This is a genomic window from Superficieibacter electus (genome assembly GCF_002915575.1).
Lineage (GTDB): Bacteria > Pseudomonadota > Gammaproteobacteria > Enterobacterales > Enterobacteriaceae > Superficieibacter > Superficieibacter electus.
The window spans coordinates 139,109-157,214 of sequence record NZ_PQGD01000012.1; the positions used below are offsets into that span (position 1 = coordinate 139,109).

The following is an 18,106-nucleotide window of genomic DNA, read 5'->3' on the forward strand; positions in this document are numbered from 1 at the left end:
TATCCCCGATTAGATGAGTCCTGACTCATGCTAACGCGATTCCGCTCAAAAAACAGTAAAAGAGTCGGGGGAAAAGGAGGACAGGAACTGGATGGGGTCTCCCCTTTTCTGTGCCGGTAGTAATGCTGATATTTAATTGCTAAATTTCAATTGCCCCCCAATATGACAGAAATAATATTGACAATATTACACGCCCAGCAGGGGCGTCTTATCGTCAGGACGAATGACTCAGCAACCCATTCGATCCCATTTGCATGATTCGCTACTGAATAAGGAAGATTATGTTTGTTTTACATAGCAATACGGTAAAAGAAAAAGCAGGCGAAGGGGTTTCGCGCCACATTCTCGCGCACAGCGGTTCACTGATGGCCGTTGAGGTCACGTTTGAGGCTGGCGCTATTGGTGCCTTACACAGTCATCCGCATGAGCAATTAACCTATGTATTGTCCGGTGAATTTGAATTTACTATTGGTGACGAAACGCAAATTGTGCAGCAGGGTGATACCCTGTATAAGCGCCCTGATATTGTCCATGGCTGTGTTTGTCTTAAAGCCGGAAAACTACTGGATGTGTTTACGCCAATCCGTGAAGATTTTCTTGTAACACAACAATAAATGGTTAATAAACCCGCAATACCGTTGAAATGGCGTTATTCGCCATTTCAACGCCATCCGTTACCGATCAAGATGGCAGTTAATACCTGGATAATTCATTTTAAATATGAATAAAAAGGCGTAATAATCGCCATAAAGCGGCAGAATCCAAAAAAAACTACAACTCAACCATCGACGACAAGCAAAGGAGAGAAGACATGGACGCTTATTGGTGAGCAGAATAATTATCAACTTGATGTCGCAAAGGATAATACTCACATAACGTCTGGACCTTCAGTCACACGACCAAATGAGTCTAATATTGATCCCTTTGACTTTCCAACGCTCCTTGACTGCGCATTTCTCGAGGGAAGGAAAAACAGGTTTAGCTGTGATATTTTCAATATCACCTATAGCTTTAAACTACTCTCAGATGATCAAAAATTAAAATCAGTCCATAGTTCCTGTAATTCAGAATGGTCGAAATACTAAAACGTTCGCGTTTACCTTCACTTTTACCGATAAGGATGTCAAAACAATAGCTATTAATAGAAATAACAATAGCCCCATTGAGAAAATAACGCCTTTTTCAATTACGATTAACAAAAAAGACACCGCCTGGAGTCAGGTTTTTTATCCTGTAACCGTGGCTATTGATATTGTTACATTCCCTCTGCAACTCATCGCCTCCCCCTTTGTCATTGCGAACCTACATCAATAGAACAAATAAAAAACGCCTGAAGATTCAGGCGTTTTTTAGGCTTGAACGCATCGGTTAAATATCGATATTCGCCGCTTTCAGCGCGTTCTCTTCGATAAACGCACGACGCGGTTCAACAGCGTCGCCCATCAGGGTAGTGAACAACTGGTCGGCAGCAATCGCATCTTTCACGGTCACGCGCAGCATACGGCGGCTTTCCGGGTCCATCGTCGTTTCCCACAGCTGCTCCGGGTTCATCTCGCCCAGACCTTTATAACGCTGAATAGCGAGGCCACGACGAGATTCTTTCACCAGCCATTCCAGCGCCTGCTCGAAGCTCGCAACCGGCTGACGACGTTCGCCACGCTCAATAAACGCATCGTCTTCAATCAGACCACGCAGCTTCTCGCCGAGCGTGCAGAGGCGACGGTATTCCGCGCCCATCACAAATTCGTGATCCAGCGGATAGTCGGTGTCCACGCCGTGCGTGCGCACGCGAATAATCGGCTCAAACTGCTGCTGTTCCGCGTTTTCACGAATATCGTACTTCCACACGCTGCCGTGCTGCTCGTTTTCGTTCAGAACGGTAATGAGCTGCGATACCCAGCGGGTGACGGTCTGTTCGCTGGACAGATCGGCTTCACTCAGCGTCGGCTGATAAACCAGCTCTTTCAGCAGCGCGCGCGGGAAGCGACGCTCCATGCGGTTAATCATCTTCTGTGCGCCATTGTACTCAGAAACCAGACGCTCCAGCGGCTCGCCAGCCAGCGCAGGTGCATTCGCGTTAGCATGTAAAGACGCGCCATCAAGAGCGATAGAAATCTGATATTGATCCATCGCTTCGTCGTCTTTAATGTACTGTTCCTGCTTGCCTTTCTTCACTTTATACAGCGGCGGCTGCGCGATGTAGACATGGCCACGCTCAACGATTTCCGGCATCTGACGATAGAAGAAGGTCAGCAGCAGCGTACGGATGTGCGAGCCGTCGACGTCGGCATCGGTCATGATGATGATGCTGTGATAACGCAGTTTGTCCGGGTTGTACTCGTCGCGACCAATGCCGCAGCCGAGCGCGGTGATAAGCGTCGCCACTTCCTGCGAGGAGAGCATCTTGTCAAAACGGGCTTTCTCAACGTTGAGGATTTTACCCTTCAGCGGCAGGATCGCCTGATTTTTACGGTTACGCCCCTGTTTGGCAGAGCCGCCCGCCGAGTCCCCTTCCACCAGGTACAGTTCAGAGTGGGCCGGGTCACGTTCCTGACAGTCCGCCAGCTTGCCCGGAAGACCAGCTAAGTCCAGCGCGCCTTTACGGCGGGTCATTTCACGCGCGCGACGCGCGGCTTCACGAGCGCGGGCCGCATCGATAATTTTGCCGACCACGATTTTAGCGTCGGACGGGTTTTCCAGCAGGTATTCACTCAGCAGTTCGTTCATCTGCTGCTCGACCGCCGATTTCACTTCAGAGGAAACCAGCTTGTCTTTGGTCTGCGAGGAGAATTTCGGGTCCGGTACTTTTACGGAGACGACGGCAATCAGACCTTCACGCGCGTCATCACCGGTGGCGCTGACTTTGGCTTTTTTGCTGTAGCCTTCTTTGTCCATGTAGGCGTTCAGGGTACGGGTCATCGCCGCACGGAAGCCTGCCAGGTGAGTCCCGCCGTCACGCTGCGGAATGTTGTTGGTAAAGCAGTAGATATTTTCCTGGAAGCCGTCGTTCCACTGCAGCGCCACTTCGACGCCAATACCGTCTTTTTCGGTGGAGAAGTAGAAGATATTCGGGTGGATCGGCGTTTTGTTCTTGTTGAGGTATTCAACAAACGCCTTAATGCCGCCTTCGTAGTGGTAATGGTCTTCTTTGCCGTCACGCTTGTCGCGCAGGCGAATCGACACGCCAGAGTTCAGGAACGACAGTTCACGCAGGCGTTTTGCCAGAATCTCATATTCAAATTCGGTGACGTTGGTGAACGTCTCATGGCTTGGCCAGAAACGGACCTGAGTACCGGTGACGTCAGTGTCACCCGTTACCGCCAGCGGTGCCTGCGGTACGCCGTGGACGTAGGTCTGCTGGTGAACTTTGCCTTCACGACGGATCACCAGTTCCAGCTTCTGCGACAGGGCGTTAACAACCGACACGCCCACGCCGTGCAGACCGCCGGACACTTTATAGGAGTTATCATCGAATTTACCGCCCGCGTGCAGCACGGTCATGATCACTTCTGCTGCCGAGACGCCCTCTTCCGGGTGAATACCGGTCGGGATGCCACGACCATCATCTGTGACGGACACAGAGTTATCGGCATGAATGGTCACGACGATATCTTTACAGTGACCTGCGAGCGCTTCGTCGATAGCGTTATCTACCACCTCGAATACCATGTGGTGCAGACCGGTGCCGTCATCCGTATCGCCGATATACATACCCGGGCGCTTACGCACCGCATCCAGCCCTTTCAGGACTTTGATACTGGAGGAGTCATAAGAATTCGACATCAACGTTTCTCGCTCATTTTTATCTTGGGTTAATCCGCTATTTTACCCTTTTCCACGGTGAACATCTTCGAATTTTTGTCCGACATGTCCAGAACGTGTTCAGCGCTAATGGCGCTGACGAAAACCTGTGACTGCGTGGCTTTTAAGCGGCTGGCAAGCAGCCCGCGACGCGCATCATCAAGTTCAGAGGCAAAATCATCTATCAGGTATAAACAGCGCCGTCCGCTTTCGCGGGTTAAAAACTCACCTTGCGCCAGTCGTAGCGCACACATCAGGAGTTTTAGCTGGCCACGCGACAGCGTATCTTCCACCGGCGCGCCGTCGGCGCGAATGCGAAAATCCGCCTTGTGCGGGCCGTGCGCGGTATAGGTCAACATTCTGTCACGCTCGAAGCTGCGCTCCAGCACGTCGGCGTACTCCGTCTCTTTCTCCCAGCCGCGCTGGAAAGAGAAGGTGAGAGTGAACTCGGGTAAAAACTGCTTACAGGTATCTGCCATGTCTTCGGCAATGGCGCTGCTGTATTCGGCGCGCCAGCGGCTGATTTGTTCCGCCAGCGGGATCAGCTCTTTATCCCACGGGCGCAGTTGCGCGTAGTGGCTCACCTGGCGCAGCGCGGCATTGCGCTGTTTGAGCAGCCGCTTGAGGTTGCTCCAGGCGGTAAAGAAACCGGCTTCGTTATGAAAGCATCCCCAGTCGAGGAACGCTCTACGGTATTTGGGGCCGCCGTTGAGTAATGTAAACCCTTCCGGCGTAATCAACTGCATCGGCATCAGGTGCGCCAGCTCCGCGACTTTATGGCCGTCGGTGCCGTCGATGCGCACTTTACTGTCGCCCAGTTTGTCTTTAGTCAGACCGATGGAGACTTCCCGCTCCTCCCCCTGCAAACGTCCATGCAAAACAAAAGCGTCCTGTTCATGGCGGATCACGCGGCCAATCTGCAAGCTGCGAAACGCCCGGCCGTGGCCCAGCGTGTAGATCGCTTCCAGCACGCTGGTTTTACCGCTGCCGTTGGCACCCACCAGGAAGTTAAAGCCGGGAGAGAGGGCGAGATCCGCGCTCTCGATGTTGCGAAAATCTTTGATTAAAAGGCGCGTAAGTGACATATCTGGGTTTCTTCGGGCCAGGGCGTAATCGGCGCAGCCAGTTTCAACGCGGACTGCGCGCAGAACCTGGAGCGTACACGCAGTACGTGACAGGGGCGAGCACAGCCCAGGTTGAAAATGGCAAGTAAGATAGCCCGATATTTTTCACTACAGTCTCATTGGCATAACAACATAGGCCGCGCTTTGCGACGCCGCATCTTCAATCTGCACGCTAGATACGGAATCGGTCAGCATGATGCGCACGTTTTCGCATTTCAGCGCGTTCAGCACATCCAGTACGTAGCTAACGTTGAAGCCGATTTCCATTTCCGTTCCGGCATAGGTGACGTCGAGGATCTCCTCGGCTTCTTCCTGCTCCGGGTTGTTGGCAGTGATTTTGATCTGGTTCTCGCTCACATACAGGCGCACGCCGCGAAACTTCTCGTTGGAGAGGATTGCCGCGCGGGCAAACGCCTGCTTAAGAATATCGCAGCCCGCTTCCAGATGTTTGTCCGGGTTTTTCGGCAATACGCGGCGATAATCCGGGAAACGGCCATCAACCAGCTTCGATGTGAAGATAAAGTCGCCGACATGGGCGCGAATATTGTTACTGCCGATCTGCACGCGCAGCGGGGTATCGCCGCCGTCGAGCATGCGCATCAGCTCAATCACGCCTTTACGCGGTACGATCACCGAATGGTTGGGTAATGCTTCACCCAGCGGCATGGCGCAGACGGCCAGGCGGTGCCCGTCAGTTGCTACGGTGCGTAACTCTTCGCCTTCCGTTTCAAACAGCATGCCGTTCAGGTAATAACGCACATCCTGATGCGCCATCGAAAACTGGGTCGCTTCAATCAGCCGCTTCATGGTCGCCTGCGGCAGAGTGAATTCAACCTCGCTCTGCCAGTCGTCCAGATTCGGGAAATCCGCAGCGGGTAGCGTGGAGAGCGAGAAACGACTGCGCCCGGAGCGTACCAGCATCCGATCGCCCTCCAGTTTCACATCGATTTCAGCGCCTTCCGGCAGGCCACGGCAGATATCAAAAAACTTACGCGCCGGGACGGTGGTGGCACCCGGCTCGTGCGGCTGGCTCAGCGATACGCGCGCGACCATTTCCATTTCGAGGTCGGTACCGGTCAACGACAGCGTACCGTCCGCTACCTGCATCAGAAGATTACCCAGAATCGGCAACGTAGGACGGCCCCCTAAAGGCCCGCTCACCTGTTGCAGCGGTTTTAATAAATGTTCACGTTCAACGGTAAATTTCATAGGTCACGACGATAATGTTCGGATTAAATTAGAGAAATCTTCTTTAATATCATGGCTTTCTTCACGCAACTGCTCGATTTTGCGGCAGGCGTGAAGCACGGTAGTATGGTCGCGCCCCCCAAAGGCATCACCGATTTCCGGCAGGCTATGGTTGGTCAGCTCCTTTGCCAGCGCCATCGCCATCTGGCGCGGACGGGCTACCGAACGAGAGCGGCGTTTTGACAGCAGATCCGCCACTTTAATTTTATAATACTCTGCCACCGTCTTCTGAATGTTGTCGATGGTGACCAGCTTCTCCTGAAGCGCCAGCAGATCGCGCAGGGCTTCACGCACGAAGTCGATAGTGATTGCCCGGCCAGTAAAATTGGCATTGGCGATGACGCGGTTCAGCGCCCCTTCCAGTTCACGCACGTTAGAGCGCAGGCGCTTGGCAATAAAGAACGCCACCTCTCCCGGTAGACGAATATCATTTTCGTCAGCCTTTTTCATCAGGATCGCCACGCGGGTTTCCAGTTCCGGCGGTTCGATCGCCACCGTCAGCCCCCAGCCAAAGCGAGATTTCAGACGATCTTCAACGCCATTGATCTCTTTTGGATAGCGATCTGAGGTAAGGATGATCTGCTGATTGCCTTCCAGCAGGGCGTTAAAGGTGTGGAAAAACTCTTCCTGGGATCGTTCTTTATTGGCAAAGAACTGAATGTCATCGATTAGCAGCGCATCAACGGAACGGTAGTAGCGTTTAAACTCTTCGATCGCGTTGTTTTGCAAGGCTTTTACCATGTCCTGTACAAAGCGCTCGGAGTGCATATAGACGACTTTGGCGTTAGGTTTACGAGCCACAATGCCGTTGCCTACCGCATGCAAAAGGTGGGTTTTACCCAGGCCTGTCCCGCCATATAAAAACAGCGGGTTATACGCGCCACCAGGGTTGTCTGCCACCTGACGTGCCGCCGCGCGCGCCAGCTGGTTTGATTTACCCTCAACGAAGTTATCAAACGTGTGTTTGACGTTCACGTTGGAGCGGTAAGTCGGTTCTGCGGGTGCGGGAACATTGTCCCAACCGGGACGGGATGGCGGAACGGGGCGCGGAATATGCACCTGCGCGGTCTGCACGGGTGCAGCCACGCTAACCGACCCTTTTAACGTCTGTGAAACCGGTTTGGTCCCTACTTCAAAACGCATCTGCGGTGCGTCAGCCCCACAAAACTCATTGAGCAGTCCGTTGATATTATTGAGGTATTTGTCCCTTACCCAATCGAGCACAAAACGGTTTGGCGCATACAAAGCCAGCGTGTTATCACTCAGTTCCGCCTGCAATGGGCGTATCCACATACTGAATTCTGTGGCTGGTAACTCATCCTGCAATCGGGCAAGACACTGCTGCCAAAGCGAAAGTGACACGGCGGACTCCACTCGAACAAAAGTCGATAAATGACAAAGGCTGAAACGTTCATGATTGTTGACGCACGGTGAAAAGACCCACGTAAGGGTGACGTGCGAACCGCTATCTGCGGTTTTTACCCGATCCTGATCGCTTGATCCGATCGGGAGGCGGATCATAGCGTAAACTGCGCCAGAGATCTTCTGTTTCTCACAGATTCTTCCCTATTTATCCACAGGAAGGATCGCGACCGGGTAAGTGTAAACGATCCTGGATAACTGCGGCACGATTTAGGCCGCATATCGGAAAAATTAATGAGCAATGGCAAAATTTTTCTTAAATGATCTAACGAAGATCCCGTGCGATCCTTGCGCTTTAGGCCGGAGCCCGTATAATCCTCCACCCGGCGCGTTAGCCTGTTTTCAATCTGGGTTTTACTCATGAAAACGTGCGAAAATACGCGGGATATAAGGAAAGAGAATTGACTCCGGAGTGTACAATTATTACAATCCGGCCTCTTTAATCACCCACACTGTGGCGTAAGTCGTTCGAAGTTTGTTCGGTCATACGCAAAAGTCAGTGAATTTATTCAAGTTTAGGTAGAAATCGCCATGAAACGCACTTTTCAACCGTCTGTACTGAAGCGCAACCGTTCTCACGGCTTCCGTGCTCGTATGGCTAATAAAAATGGTCGTCAGGTTCTGGCACGTCGTCGTGCTAAAGGCCGCGCTCGTCTGACCGTTTCCAAGTAATAAAGCTAACCCTGCGTGGTTAAGCTCGCATTTCCCAGGGAGTTACGCTTGTTAACTCCCAGTCATTTCACTTTCGTCTTCCAGCAGCCACAACGGGCTGGCACGCCGCAAATCACCATCCTCGGCCGCCTGAATTCGCTGGGGCATCCCCGCATCGGTCTTACGGTCGCCAAGAAAAACGTTAAGCGCGCACATGAACGCAATCGGATTAAACGTCTGACGCGTGAAAGTTTTCGTTTACGTCAACACGAGCTTCCCGCAATGGATTTCGTGGTGGTGGCGAAAAAGGGGGTTGCCGACCTCGATAACCGTGCCCTTACGGAAGCACTGGAAAAATTATGGCGTCGCCACTGTCGGCTGGCTCAAGGGTCCTGATAGCCCTCATCCGGGTCTATCAACGCCTGATCAGTCCGCTGCTTGGGCCACATTGCCGTTTCACCCCGACCTGTTCGCAATACGGAATTGAGGCATTGCGCAGGTTTGGGATGATAAAAGGCAGTTGGTTGACGGTGAAACGCGTATTAAAATGCCACCCTTTACACCCGGGTGGTGACGACCCCGTCCCGCCCGGACCATTTGATACCAGAGAACACTAACGATGGATTCGCAACGCAATCTTCTAGTCATCGCTTTGTTGTTCGTGTCTTTCATGATCTGGCAAGCCTGGGAGCAGGATAAAAATCCTCAGCCCCAGCAGCAGATCACGCAGACTACGACCACCGCAGCGGGTAGTGCCGCAGACCAGGGCGTACCAGCCAGTGGCCAGGGTAAACTGATTACGGTGAAAACCGATGTGCTGGAGCTGACGATCAACACCCGTGGTGGTGACGTTGAGCAGGCGCACCTGTTAACGTACCCGAAAGAGCTGGGTTCTAACGAGCCGTTCCAGTTACTCGAAACCACGCCGCAGTTTATCTACCAGGCGCAAAGCGGCCTGACCGGCCGTGATGGCCCGGATAACCCGGCCAACGGTTCCCGTCCGCTGTATAACGTTGACAGCGATGCGTTTGTGCTGGCCGACGGCCAAAACGAACTGGCGATCCCGCTGACCTGGACCGATGCTGCCGGTAACACCTTCACCAAAACCTTCGTCCTGAAACGCGGCGAATTTGCGGTGAACGTTAACTACAATGTGCAGAACGCCGGCGAGAAACCGCTGGAAGTGTCTACCTTTGGTCAGCTGAAGCAATCCATCGATTTGCCTTCTCATCGCGATACCGGTAGCAGCAACTTTGCGCTGCATACCTTCCGCGGTGCGGCGTACTCCACGCCGGACGAAAAGTACGAAAAATACAAATTTGATAAAATTGCCGACAACGAAAACCTGAACCTGAGCGCTCAGGGCGGCTGGGTTGCTATGTTGCAGCAGTACTTCGCTACCGCGTGGGTACCGCCAGCCAACAGCACCAACAGCTTCTACACCAGCAACCTGGGTAACGGCGTGGCGGCAATTGGTTATAAGTCTCAGCCGCTGCTGGTTCAGCCGGGTCAGACGGGCAATCTGGGTAGCACCCTGTGGGTTGGCCCGGAAATTCAGGACAAAATGGCGGCCGTTGCACCGCACCTGGATCTGACCGTGGATTACGGCTGGCTGTGGTTCATCTCTCAGCCGCTGTTTAAGCTGCTGAAATGGATTCATAGCTTCCTGGGTAACTGGGGCTTCTCCATCATCATGATCACCTTTATCGTGCGTGGCATCATGTACCCGCTGACCAAAGCGCAGTACACCTCCATGGCGAAGATGCGTATGCTGCAGCCGAAGATTGCGGCGATGCGTGAGCGTCTGGGCGATGACAAACAGCGTCAGAGCCAGGAGATGATGGCCCTGTACAAAGCGGAGAAGGTTAACCCACTGGGTGGCTGCTTGCCGCTGGTCATCCAGATGCCAATCTTCCTGGCGCTGTACTATATGCTGATGGGCTCCATTGAACTGCGTCACGCGCCGTTCGCCCTGTGGATACATGACCTGTCCGCACAGGACCCGTACTACATCCTGCCGATCCTGATGGGTCTGACGATGTTCTTCATTCAGAAGATGTCGCCGACCACCGTGACCGACCCGATGCAGCAGAAGATCATGACTTTTATGCCGGTCATCTTCACTGTGTTCTTCCTGTGGTTCCCGTCAGGTCTGGTGCTGTACTACATCGTCAGCAACACCGTGACGATTATCCAGCAGCAGCTGATTTACCGCGGTCTGGAAAAACGTGGCCTGCATAGCCGCGAGAAGAAAAAATCCTGACGTAAGCGGTAAGCCGGGTAAGCGCAGCGCCACCCGGCAAAAGGAACAGTGATAAAGGGCGGTCATCTGACCGCCTTTTTTATGGGTAAGCAAAGAGACATAACATGAGCCATAACGACACTATCGTTGCCCAGGCCACCCCTCCAGGACGTGGCGGCGTGGGCATCCTGCGCATTTCCGGCCAGAAAGCCCGCGACGTCGCACAAGCCGTACTGGGGAAATTACCTAAGCCGCGTTACGCCGACTATCTGCCGTTTCAGGACACAGACGGCGCGGCGCTGGATCAGGGCATCGCGCTATGGTTCCCAGGCCCAAACTCTTTTACCGGCGAAGACGTGCTGGAACTCCAGGGACACGGCGGCCCGGTGATCCTCGATCTGCTGTTAAAACGCATTCTGACTATCCCCGGTCTGCGGATTGCGAAGCCCGGTGAGTTCTCCGAGCGCGCCTTTCTTAACGACAAACTTGACCTCGCGCAGGCAGAGGCGATTGCCGACCTGATTGATGCCAGCTCCGAGCAGGCGGCGCGCTCGGCGCTGAACTCACTTCAGGGTGCATTCTCCGCACGCGTAAATCACCTGGTGGAAGCACTTACTCACCTGCGGATCTACGTAGAAGCGGCCATCGACTTCCCGGATGAGGAAATCGACTTCCTCTCCGACGGCAAAATTGAAGCGCAGCTCAATGGCGTAATGGCCGATCTGGACGCGGTACGTGCCGAAGCGCGCCAGGGTAGCCTGCTGCGCGAAGGGATGAAAGTGGTGATTGCCGGGCGGCCTAACGCCGGTAAATCCAGCCTGTTGAACGCGCTGGCCGGACGTGAAGCGGCGATTGTTACCGACATCGCTGGCACCACCCGCGACGTCCTGCGCGAGCACATCCATATTGATGGCATGCCGCTGCATATCATCGACACCGCCGGTCTGCGTGAGGCCAGCGACGAAGTTGAACGTATTGGTATTGAGCGCGCGTGGCAGGAGATTGAACAGGCCGACCGCGTGCTGTTTATGGTCGACGGCACCACCACCGACGCGGTAGATCCGGCGGCCATCTGGCCGGATTTTATTGCACGCCTGCCGGCCAACCTGCCGATTACGGTGGTACGTAATAAGGCCGATATCACCGGCGAGACGCTGGGCTTCAGTGAAGTGAATAATCACTCACTTGTTCGCCTCTCCGCGCGTACTGGTGAAGGTATCGATGTCCTGCGCGACCATCTCAAGCAAAGTATGGGATTTGATACGCAAATGGAAGGTGGCTTCCTTGCCCGCCGTCGTCATTTGCAGGCGCTGGAAACGGCGGCGACTCATCTTGATCAGGGCAAAGCGCAGCTGCTCGGTGCCTGGGCCGGAGAACTGCTGGCGGAGGAATTGAGGCTTGCGCAGCACAGCCTGAGCGAAATCACCGGGGAATTTACTTCAGATGACTTGCTGGGACGCATTTTCTCGAGTTTTTGTATTGGTAAGTAACGTTTAGGCTGTAGTCGTCCGTGAAGATTCATTAACCCGCATTAACTGGCTGTTAATGCGGGTTTTTATTGTCAGGTTAACCGTTCATATCAACATCGAGCGCGGCCATTACCACTCTTCCTTCCAGGATGTTTCAGACACCTTGTCACTGGCTTTACCCGCATTTCTGGGGGTCACCGTCAGTTCCAGATTTAAAGCCGACAGAATTTTAAAGAAGGTTTCCAGCTTAGTAGAATCAGGGTTTTGTTCGAAGCTGGACACCGTATCCTGACGAATACCCACTTTACTGGCAACTTTCCCCTGTGAAAGCTTTTGCGTAGTACGGATATCTTTCAGGCAGGCGCTGAGTTGCTTGCTGTTAGTTATTTTCATTTCGATCTACCGGTTACAGACGGTAAAGTAACTATTACACGCTTTAACAGGTAATACAAGATATACACGCTGAAGCCGTTAAACTAATTTTTACCTGTTAAAGCATATAAATGTTTCGGTTTAGCCATTAAGATTTTCATGACTAACGGGTTCATGCCATCAGACGCCCATTTTTTCGCAAAAAGTGTCACCCGAAGCACATGATTTGTAAAAATCGGGTTCAGGATCTTCTCATTTGCTTCGTTTACGTTTAAAACGAAAGCGGTTAACCGACAGCAAGCTTTTCATCTTTACCATTGACCATTATCACGGAGCGAAAAATGGCTACGCACTTTGCAAGAGGGACTCCGGGCGAGGGTTATCGCCTTTCTACCCGACTGTCGTCAGCCTGCCATAATCAGGCCCGATTGTTGCCGGAGTATCGCCGTTCTCGCTACCTGTCCTCCAGAGCGCTGCTTGCGGAACTGATGTTCATGTTATACGGCATTAGCGAACTGCCGGAAATCATCATCCTGCCCGGTGGCCGTCCCGTTTTCCTTGATACCACGTTGCCCCGTTTTTCGATTGCCTATGCCGGAAACATTGTCGGCGTGGCATTAACCACCGAAGGCGATTGCGGTCTGGCACTGGCGCTTCCGCGCGTGATGCCTGGCCTCACTGCGGCACAGGCGTCCGACAGCCATATCTTTTCCAACAACGAAATATTGTGGATCAATAACCAAAACGATCCTAAAGAAGCCCGGGCGCAGCTGCTGGCGCTGCGTCAAAGCGTACTCAAGTTAACGGGTAAAACCGAAGGTGATTCACAGGAGTTACAACTGCTCCCCGGTTCAGGACGCCTGCGCGCGGCAAATACCGCGCAAATTGAAGCAGTCTGCGATGCAGAGGACGTGCTGGTATGGTCAATTGCCGTTACACCTGCGATCGAGCGTCTGAAGGTCTGGGAGTACAACGGCAACGGTAACTGGCGCTGCCTGCCCGATGCGCAGGTGCGCGCCAATGAACCTGCTGGTCGCCTGATGCGTTTTACCAGCCTGACGTCTGAAAAAACGTTTACACTCAACGGGTCCGATCAAAAATAATCTCCACGACACGAAGGAGTCATTATGTCTGAGACGTTGAAAGTGGTTACGTTATTGGGAAGCCTGCGCAAAGGGTCGTTTAACGCGATGGTCGCGCGAACACTGCCGAAAATCGCCCCGGCGGGAATTGAGGTCAGTGCTTTACCGTCGATTGGTGATATTCCGCTGTACGATGCGGATATCCAGCAGGAAGAGGGCTTCCCGGCAAGCGTGGAAGCGCTGGCGGAACAGATTCGCCAGGCAGACGGCGTGGTTATCGTGACACCGGAGTATAACTATTCCGTGCCCGGCGGGCTTAAGAATGCTATCGACTGGATCTCTCGCCTGCCCGAGCAGCCGCTGGCCGGTAAGCCGGTTCTCATTCAGACCAGCTCAATGGGCGCGATTGGCGGCGCGCGCTGCCAGTATCATCTGCGCCAGATCCTGGTGTTCCTTGATGCCATGGTGATGAATAAGCCGGAGTTTATGGGTGGCGTGATCCAGAATAAAGTGGACCCGCAGACGGGCGAGGTGATTGACCAGAGCACGCTGGATCATCTGACCGGGCAGTTAACGGCGTTTGGCGAGTATATTCAGCGGGTAAAAGCGTAATCGACATGCCCGGTGGCGACGCTTAGGCGTCTTACCGGGTGTGGGACAGGCCGGATGAGTCGGCTTGCGACGCCATCCGGCAGAACCGATTTCAGCGCTTAGTGCGCGTCAATAAACACAATCTTCAGCACAAACAGTACCGCGACGATAATCACGCACGGGCTGAGATCGCGCAGTCGGCCGGTGCCGATTTTCATCACGCAGTAAGAGATAAAGCCCAGCGCGATACCTTCGGTAATCGAGAAGCTGAACGGCATCATCACGGCGGTAATAAACGCTGGCACCGACTCGGTCAGGTCTTCCCACTTCACGCGCGCCAGGCTTGAGGTCATCAGCACACCGACGTAAATCAGCGCGCCTGCAGCAGCGTAAGACGGCACCATCCCCGCCAGTGGCGAGAGGAAAATCACCAGCAGGAACAGAATACCAACCACCACGGCGGTCAGGCCGGTACGACCGCCCACAGACACGCCGGAAGAGGATTCGATATAGGCCGTCACCGACGACGTGCCGATGAAAGACCCGGCCACGGAAGAAATACTGTCAACGTACAGCGCCTGCTTCATGCGCGGGAATTTGCCTTTCTCATCTGCCAGACCTGCCTTGTCGGTCACGCCAATCAGCGTACCGGAGGAGTCAAAAAGGTTAACCAGCATAAAGGAGAAAATTACCCCCGCCAGACCGAGGTTGAAGGAGCCAGCCAGATCGACGTGACCAATCACGGAACTGACGCTCGGTGGCGCAGAGACGATGCCGTTGTAATGGACATCGCCCAGCATCCAGCCCAGCAGCGTAGTGACCACAATAGACACCAGCACCGCCGCGTGAATATTACGCGACGCCAGAATGGCGATGATAAAGAAGCCCAGTACGCCCAGCAGCACGCTGTGCGAGGTCAGGTTGCCGATGCTGACCAGCGTTTCCGGGTTCGCGACAATGACGCCAGCATTTTTCAGGCCCATCATGCCGATAAACAGGCCGATACCGCTGGTGATACCGACGCGCAAGCTCACCGGGATATTGGCAATCATCCAGTAGCGCACGCGGAAAATGGTCAGCAGCAGCAGGCCGACCGCGCCCCAGAAAATCGCGCCCATTCCCACCTGCCACGGCAGGCCCATTGCCTGTACCACAACAAAAGCAAAGAACGCATTAAGACCCATCGCTGGTGCCAGCGCTACCGGCAGATTGGCAAAGACGCCCATCAGGATACTGCCCAGCGCGGCGATCAGGCAGGTGGTAACGAAGACGGCGCTGGTGTCCATTCCGGCCACGCCGAGGATCTGCGGGTTAACGAAAACGATATAAACCATCGTCAGAAAGGTGGTGAACCCGGCAATCACTTCGGTACGTGCCGTTGTGCCGTGCTCACGTAATTTAAACACACGCTCAAGTATTCCCTGACCAGACGCCTGGGTATGGTGTTGTTGACTCATTATCTGTTTCCGAGAAAAGGAGGGAAAATCCGTCGCTATCCTATACCAAAATGAGACAATAGGAAGATTCAGATGCGACTTTTTTCATTGATTTTGCTTATACGGCAACGATTGCGTCGCATAAATTTCATCAGGTAAACGTTAAACTTATTAAAAGGGAAACAGGCATGTCCCATATTGAGGCAGTATTTTTCGATTGCGACGGTACGCTGGTCGACAGTGAAGTGATTTGTTCTCGCGCGTATGTACACATGTTTCAGCAGTACGGTATTACGCTCGATCTGGAAACGATTTTTAAGCGTTTTAAAGGCGTTAAGCTTTACGAAATTATCGACACTATTAACGCCGAGTACGGGGTTAACCTGGAGAAGGCCGATTTAGAGGCCGTGTATCGCGCCGAGGTGGCTCGTCTGTTTGATTCTGAACTGGTGGGTATCGCGGGCGCGAATGCGCTGCTGGACAGCGTGACGGTACCGATGTGCGTGGTATCTAACGGGCCGGTCAGCAAAATGCAGCACTCACTGGGGCGCACCGGCATGCTGCATCATTTCCCGGAAAAATTGTTCAGCGGTTATGATATTCAGCGCTGGAAGCCCGATCCGGCGCTGATGTTCCATGCAGCGAAAGCGATGAACGTTGATGCGGAAAAGTCGGTGCTGGTGGATGACTCTGTCGCGGGGGCGCAGTCCGGGATCGCTGCCGGAATGGAAGTATTCTACTTTTGTGCCGATCCGCATAACAAACCGATTGAGCATCCGAAAGTAACGACGTTTACCGATCTGGCGCAGTTGCCGGAATTATGGCGCGCTCGTGGCTGGGATATTACGCGCTGAATGCCGGGCGGCGGCTGCGCCTTGCGCGGCCTACACGATGGTTACGGTTCTGGCGTGCGTGGGTTGAATGCCGGGCGGCGGCTGCGCATTGCGCGGCCTACATGATGGTTACGGCTCTGGCCTGCGTGGGTTGAATGCCGGGCGGCGGCTGTGCCTTGCGCGGCCTACATGATGGTTACGGCTCTGGCGTGCGTGGGTTGGATGCCGGGCGGCGGCTGCGCCTTGCACGGCCTACATGGTGGTTACGGCTCTGGCGTGCGTGGGCTGAATGCCGGGCGGCGGCTGCGCCTTGCGCGGCCTACACGATGGTTACGCCTCTGGCGTGCGTGGGCTGAATGCCGGGCGGCAGCTGCGCCTTGCGCGGCCTACATGATGGTTACGCCTCTGGCGTGCGTGGGCTGAATGCCGGGCGGCGGCTGCGCCTTGCGCGGCCTACACGATGGTTGCGCCTCTGGCCTGCGTGGGCTGAATGCCGGGCGGCGGCTGCGCCTTGCGCGGCCTACACGATGGTTACGCCTCTGGCCTGCGTGGGTTGAATGCCGGGCGGCGGCTGTGCCTTGCGCGGCCTACATGATGGTTACGCCTCTGGCGTGCGTGGGCTGAATGCCGGGCGGCGGCTGCGCCTTGCGCGGCCTACATGGTTGATTGCGCCTCTGGCCTGCGTGGGAGTTAGCATTTGTAGCCCCGGTAAGCGCAGCGCCACCGGGGAGGCGTTTAACCTGCGGGGCTATCGCTGAAATCTCTATTTTCGGTTGCCATCAATGCCTGTTCCAGCGCCTGGCGAGTGAAGGCAAACGGCAGGTGTGCAAGGCTGGCAACGGGAAAATGAATATCGGCGGCGATGCGCGCCAGACGCGATGCGCGGTCGCCCGCCAGGTCAGGAAGCCGTAACGGACTACCATACTCACGCAATAGTGCCAGCAGGTCACGATCGGGATTGTCATTGTTGTTAGCTATCAATGACTGAATCAACAGGCTGAACCCCACTTTTTCACCGTGAAGCCAGCCATGCAGTTCCGGCTGATGAGTCAATGTATCGTGGATCACATGCGCCGGGCCTGGCGTAGCAATCGCCCCACGGATGCTGTTGGCAAGCCCGGCCAGCACAATGTTGGCCTCAATCACCTTTTCCAGCGCCTGCGTGACATGCTGCTGCTGATTTGCCTGTACTGCCTCTCTTCCCCAGCGCAAAAGGGTGTCAACGGCCAGACGTGCCGCCGACACTTTGACATCCAGCGCCAGCAAGCCAGGATTTTGACGCTGAAATGGCTCAAATTCGTACCATTTCGCCAGCGCGTCCACAATGCCGGCACGCAAATAACGCACATCACTGTGGGCAATAATTTCACTATCCACCAGGATCAGCGCGGGCATGGCGTTTAATGCCTGGCTACGCACATGGCCGCCCTGCGCGTTATAGACAATCGCCAGCGGCGACCAGGCGGCGCAGGTCGCCGCCAGCGTCGGCACCGCAATCAATATACGGTCGCCCAGCGCATCATTAACTGCTTTGGCGGTATCCAGCACGCGTCCACCCCCCACGGCAAGAATGCCTTGCGCGCCCTGCGTCAGCAGATTTTGCCTGAACTGCGCAATGGCGTCGTCGGTACATTCTCCCGCCAGATAATCAAGCTGCCAGCGAATCCCGGCACGATCAAGACTGTCACTGAGCGCCGGCTCTGCCGACTGCCAGGCGCGAGGCGTGGTAAGAATACGGACATGACGAGTAAGCGGCGCGACCCGCTCACCAATCTGATGACGCAGCCCGGCCTGCTGTACATACGCCGCCGGAGATTTTACGCTAAACATGGTTG

Annotated in this window: 17 protein-coding genes; 10 read left to right on the forward strand and 7 right to left on the reverse strand. The window is 54.5% G+C overall.

Annotated elements, in window-relative coordinates:
* The first annotated feature begins 281 nt into the window (after positions 1-281).
* Complete coding sequence (locus tag CHU32_RS16080) at positions 282-614, forward strand: cupin domain-containing protein (protein WP_103676258.1); 333 nt, start codon at positions 282-284, stop codon at positions 612-614.
* A 754-nt stretch (positions 615-1,368) separates the two neighbouring features.
* Here CHU32_RS16080 and gyrB read toward each other — a convergent pair.
* The 4 genes from gyrB to dnaA form a co-directional block, all read right to left on the reverse strand.
* Complete coding sequence (gyrB, locus tag CHU32_RS16085) at positions 1,369-3,783, reverse strand: DNA topoisomerase (ATP-hydrolyzing) subunit B (RefSeq protein WP_103676257.1); 2,415 nt, start codon at positions 3,781-3,783, stop codon at positions 1,369-1,371.
* A 29-nt stretch (positions 3,784-3,812) separates the two neighbouring features.
* Positions 3,813-4,886, reverse strand: coding sequence for a DNA replication/repair protein RecF (gene recF / locus CHU32_RS16090; RefSeq protein ID WP_103676256.1), 1,074 nt, complete (start codon positions 4,884-4,886; stop codon positions 3,813-3,815).
* Positions 4,887-5,033: 147 nt separating this feature from the next.
* Positions 5,034-6,134 (reverse strand): DNA polymerase III subunit beta, encoded by a 1,101-nt coding sequence (gene dnaN, locus CHU32_RS16095; RefSeq protein ID WP_103676255.1) that lies wholly within the window; start codon positions 6,132-6,134, stop codon positions 5,034-5,036.
* 3 nt (positions 6,135-6,137) lie between these two features.
* Positions 6,138-7,535 (reverse strand): chromosomal replication initiator protein DnaA, encoded by a 1,398-nt coding sequence (dnaA, locus tag CHU32_RS16100; RefSeq protein ID WP_103676254.1) that lies wholly within the window; start codon positions 7,533-7,535, stop codon positions 6,138-6,140.
* A 591-nt stretch (positions 7,536-8,126) separates the two neighbouring features.
* Between dnaA and rpmH the strand changes: the two genes are divergently transcribed.
* From rpmH to mnmE, 5 genes are all read left to right on the forward strand, one after another.
* Positions 8,127-8,267 carry a 50S ribosomal protein L34 gene (rpmH, locus tag CHU32_RS16110; protein ID WP_015369029.1) on the forward strand — a complete coding sequence of 47 codons (141 nt, stop codon included), beginning with the start codon at positions 8,127-8,129 and terminating at the stop codon, positions 8,265-8,267.
* A gap of 15 nt (positions 8,268-8,282) precedes the next feature.
* On the forward strand, positions 8,283-8,642 hold the full coding sequence (rnpA, locus tag CHU32_RS16115) for a ribonuclease P protein component (RefSeq protein ID WP_103676253.1): 360 nt from the start codon (positions 8,283-8,285) through the stop codon (positions 8,640-8,642).
* Complete coding sequence (yidD, locus tag CHU32_RS16120) at positions 8,606-8,863, forward strand: membrane protein insertion efficiency factor YidD (protein ID WP_103676252.1); 258 nt, start codon at positions 8,606-8,608, stop codon at positions 8,861-8,863. The genes rnpA and yidD overlap by 37 nt, the downstream gene beginning before the upstream one ends.
* Positions 8,864-8,865: 2 nt before the next feature.
* Positions 8,866-10,509 (forward strand): membrane protein insertase YidC, encoded by a 1,644-nt coding sequence (yidC, locus tag CHU32_RS16125; RefSeq protein ID WP_103676251.1) that lies wholly within the window; start codon positions 8,866-8,868, stop codon positions 10,507-10,509.
* Positions 10,510-10,613: 104 nt separating this feature from the next.
* Entirely contained in the window at positions 10,614-11,978 is a 1,365-nt protein-coding gene (mnmE, locus tag CHU32_RS16130; RefSeq protein WP_103676250.1) for a tRNA uridine-5-carboxymethylaminomethyl(34) synthesis GTPase MnmE, read from the forward strand.
* Positions 11,979-12,086: 108 nt separating this feature from the next.
* Here mnmE and CHU32_RS16135 read toward each other — a convergent pair whose 3' ends face one another.
* On the reverse strand, positions 12,087-12,350 hold the full coding sequence (locus CHU32_RS16135; protein ID WP_103676249.1) for a helix-turn-helix domain-containing protein: 264 nt from the start codon (positions 12,348-12,350) through the stop codon (positions 12,087-12,089).
* A gap of 320 nt (positions 12,351-12,670) precedes the next feature.
* Here CHU32_RS16135 and CHU32_RS16140 point away from each other — a divergent pair, with 320 nt between their 5' ends.
* Positions 12,671-13,432 carry a 4'-phosphopantetheinyl transferase family protein gene (locus tag CHU32_RS16140; protein ID WP_103676248.1) on the forward strand — a complete coding sequence of 254 codons (762 nt, stop codon included), beginning with the start codon at positions 12,671-12,673 and terminating at the stop codon, positions 13,430-13,432.
* A 24-nt stretch (positions 13,433-13,456) separates the two neighbouring features.
* Complete coding sequence (locus CHU32_RS16145) at positions 13,457-14,023, forward strand: NADPH-dependent FMN reductase (protein WP_103676247.1); 567 nt, start codon at positions 13,457-13,459, stop codon at positions 14,021-14,023.
* Positions 14,024-14,121: 98 nt separating this feature from the next.
* On the opposite strand, the gene adeP is transcribed toward CHU32_RS16145, so the two are convergent.
* Positions 14,122-15,459, reverse strand: a complete 1,338-nt coding sequence (gene adeP / locus CHU32_RS16150; RefSeq protein WP_103676246.1) for an adenine permease AdeP — start codon at positions 15,457-15,459, stop codon at positions 14,122-14,124.
* 167 nt (positions 15,460-15,626) lie between these two features.
* Between adeP and yieH the strand changes: the two genes are divergently transcribed.
* Together yieH and CHU32_RS16160 are read left to right on the forward strand one after the other, a co-directional pair.
* Complete coding sequence (yieH, locus tag CHU32_RS16155) at positions 15,627-16,292, forward strand: 6-phosphogluconate phosphatase (protein ID WP_103676245.1); 666 nt, start codon at positions 15,627-15,629, stop codon at positions 16,290-16,292.
* A 168-nt stretch (positions 16,293-16,460) separates the two neighbouring features.
* Positions 16,461-16,694, forward strand: a complete 234-nt coding sequence (locus CHU32_RS16160) for a hypothetical protein (RefSeq protein ID WP_133159997.1) — start codon at positions 16,461-16,463, stop codon at positions 16,692-16,694.
* A gap of 312 nt (positions 16,695-17,006) precedes the next feature.
* Here the strand turns inward: CHU32_RS16160 and CHU32_RS16175 are convergent, their stop codons facing one another.
* A complete protein-coding gene (locus CHU32_RS16175; protein WP_103676241.1) occupies positions 17,007-18,101 on the reverse strand; it encodes an iron-containing alcohol dehydrogenase family protein in 1,095 nt (364 codons plus the stop codon).
* Positions 18,102-18,106: the final 5 nt, after the last annotated feature.